The 2,974-nt window shown below is 73.6% G+C and carries 3 protein-coding genes; all 3 read left to right on the top strand.

All coding sequences use genetic code 11. The features are described 5' to 3' along the window. Positions 1 to 280: 280 nt before the first annotated feature. Positions 281 to 2,029 carry a SpoIIE family protein phosphatase gene (locus tag K6I33_RS33815; protein WP_229358623.1) on the top strand — a complete coding sequence of 583 codons (1,749 nt, stop codon included), beginning with the start codon at positions 281 to 283 and terminating at the stop codon, positions 2,027 to 2,029. 82 nt (positions 2,030 to 2,111) lie between these two features. Continuing rightward, positions 2,112 to 2,558 carry a hypothetical protein gene (locus tag K6I33_RS33810; protein WP_229358621.1) on the top strand — a complete coding sequence of 149 codons (447 nt, stop codon included), beginning with the start codon at positions 2,112 to 2,114 and terminating at the stop codon, positions 2,556 to 2,558. A 42-nt stretch (positions 2,559 to 2,600) separates the two neighbouring features. Continuing rightward, the coding region (locus tag K6I33_RS33805; RefSeq protein ID WP_229358619.1) for a TetR/AcrR family transcriptional regulator at positions 2,601 to 2,974 on the top strand (374 nt) is incomplete at its 3' end.

Genomic DNA, 2,974 nt, shown 5'->3' with positions numbered 1-2,974 from the left:
GTCCGGGTGTACGCGGGGGGGCCGCCGGCCCGGTGCGCCGACGACGAGCCCGGGGCGCCCCGAGCGCCGGTGGCGCCCCCGCGCCGGGCCCGTTTCACCCGTTCGCCGCAACACCGGGCCCCGTACGGACGCCGGGCCGCCCGGCCCGGCCCGGTACGTCTCCCCTGCCGTGGCGCCGTCCGGCCGGTGGCCGCCGGGGTGCCGTCGCGCGTGCGGCTCCCGGGGCGGGCGGCCAGCATGGACGGTGGCCGCCTCGGGCCGGTGAGACGAGGAGGAGACGGTGGCCGCTGACACGCCGCCTCCTCGGTGGCTATTCCCGGCCGAGGCGGACACGACGGGCGGGGCGGACGAGGAGGCGGCGCGGGCGCGCGAGCACCGGCTGCTGCGGAATGTGCCGGAGGGCACCGCCGCCTCCGTCTTCGTGCTCGACCCCCGGTTGCGCTATCTCTACGTCAACCCGGCGATGGCGCGGATGTGCGGGATACCCGCGTCCGCGTTCCTGGGCCGGACCGTCGGTGACGTCCTGCCCGAGATCCGGCGGCCCGACGACGTCCTGCGCCAGGTGCTCGCGGACGGCCTGCCCCGGGAGATCTCCGTCACGGGCCGCACCCACGCCCACTCCGCCTACGCGCAGCGGCACTGGCGCATCGTCTACCACCGGCTGGAGGACGAGGGCCGGATCGTGGGCCTGTGCGGCATCGGCGTGGAGGTGAGCGGCCTGCGCCAGTACGTGACGGAGCTGGAGGCCGCCCACGAGCGGCTCGCCCTGCTCGACACGGCCGCCACCCGCGTCGGGACCACCCTCGACGTGGGGACCACGTGCAGGGAGCTGGCCGACTTCCTGGTGCCGGCGCTGGCCGACGCGGCGAGCGTCGAGATCACCGAGGCGGAGGCCGGCGGCACGCCGCCCCCGGCGCCGGGCATGCTGCGGCTGCGCCGGATGGCCCTGTCGGGGGTGCCGGAACTGATGCGCCACCTGGCCCGGTTCGGCGAGCCGGGGGACCACGTGGACGTCCAGCGGGGCTCGGCGATCCGCCGGTGCCTCGACACCGGGGAGCCGTGGGTGGGCAACCTCGCCTCGGACGAGTTGCTCCGGCGGATGGCGCCGGACCCCGGCCGGGTCACGGCCTACCGCGCGGCCGGGATCCACTCCCTGCTGGTGGTTCCGCTGCCGGCGCCCCAGCACCCGGTGGGGACACTCATCCTGTCGCGGGCGGGGCAATCGCCCCCGTTCGCCGAGGACGACGTCGTGGTGGTGCGGGAGCTGGCCGCGCGGGCCGCCGTGACCGTGAGCAACGCCCGCCAGTACACCCATGAGCACGCCATGGCCCTGGAGTTGCAGCGCGCCCTGCTGTCCGAGCCCGGCAGCCCGCACCCGGACGTCGAGACGGCCTCGCGCTATCTGCCGGCGGGCCGCAGCGCCCTCGTCGGCGGCGACTGGTACGACTCGCTGGCGCTGCCCGACGGGCGCACCCTCCAGGTGATGGGCGATGTGATGGGCCATGGCTTCGCGGCGGCCGTCGCCATGAGCCAGTACCGCTCGCTGCTGCGGACCGTCGTCACCTCCGGCGCGTCGCCCGCCGCGATCCTGGAGCGGGCCGACCGGGACGCCGCCCGGATCGGGCTCGACCGTGTCGCCACGTGCCTGCTGGCGCTGATCGATCCCGGCGCGGGCACCGTCACGGCCGCCCGCGCCGGGCATCTGCCGCCCGTGCTGCTGCGGCCGGACCTCGAGGGCGAGTTGCTGGACGTGCCGGCCGGTCCCCCGCTGAGCACCGCGTTGTGCGGCTACGAGGCGTTCACGGCGCGGATGCCGCCCGGGAGCGTCCTGTTGCTGTACACGGACGGGCTGGTGGAGCGGCGGGGTGTGGACATCGATGTGTCGCTGCGGCAGCTGACGCGGCTCCGGCTGCCGCTGGACGGGCCGTTGGACGGTGTCCTCGACACGCTGCTGTCCCGGCTCGCCGAGGGCCCGGCCGAGGACGACATCGCCCTGCTCGCCGCGCGGCTGCGCCGGAACCCGGCCTGAAGCGTCGGCTTGAACGCGTTCAAAAACAGGTCTACAGTCCTGATCAAGAAAGTTTTGAACACGTTCAAGAAAGGTATGGAACGTGGACCTCACCGTTGTCACGTACGCCGTCTACCTGCTGATCTGCCTGGGCCTCACCATCTGGGTCGCCCGTACGCTGAGCCGCAACGGCCAGGTGTTCCTGGCCGATGTGCTGCACGGGGACGAGAAGCTCGCCGGCGCCGTCAACCATCTGCTGGTGGTGGGCTTCTACCTCGTCAACCTGGGATTCGTGGCGCTCTACCTCCAGGACGACACCGCGGTCACGACCGCCCGGGAGGTGTTCGAGACCCTGTCGCGGAAGCTCGGCGTCGTACTGCTGGTGCTCGGCGTGATGCACCTGGGCAATGTGTACGCGCTCAACAAGTTCCGCCGCCGCGGCATGGCGGACCGCGGGCAGCTCCCGCCGGTCGCGCCGCAGGGGTGGCACCCCGTCCCGCAGGGTTACCCCGTCCCGCAGGGACCGTGGGCGGCGCCGACCGGGCAGTGAGCCGGGCGGAGCCCCTTCCGGCCGCGCGGCTAGGCTCTCACCGTGTCAGCAGAGAACGAGCCCCGAGCGCCGAAGAGCGAGCAGACCCGCGCCCTGATCCTGGAGACCGCGCTGAGACTGTTTCAGGAACGCGGCTACGACAAGACCACGATGCGGGTCATCGCCAAGGAGGCCGGGGTCTCCGTCGGCAACGCGTACTACTACTTCGCCGGCAAGGAGCACCTGATCCAGGGCTTCTACGACCGGATCGGCGCCGACCACCAGAGGGCGGTCCGTGAGGTGCTGGACCGGGAGACCGACCTGGAGGCGCGGCTGGCCGGGGTGCTGCGGGCGTGGCTGGACGTGGCCGGGCCGTACCACGAGTTCGCGGCGCAGTTCTTCAAGAACGCCGCCGACCCCGACAGCCCCCTCAGCCC

Origin of the sequence: Streptomyces sp. UNOB3_S3 (assembly GCF_020740895.1) — a bacterium.
Taxonomy (GTDB): Bacteria; Actinomycetota; Actinomycetes; order Streptomycetales; family Streptomycetaceae; genus Streptomyces.
Note: the sequence above shows the minus strand (reverse complement) of the source record. Positions and strands in the feature narration are given on the sequence as shown.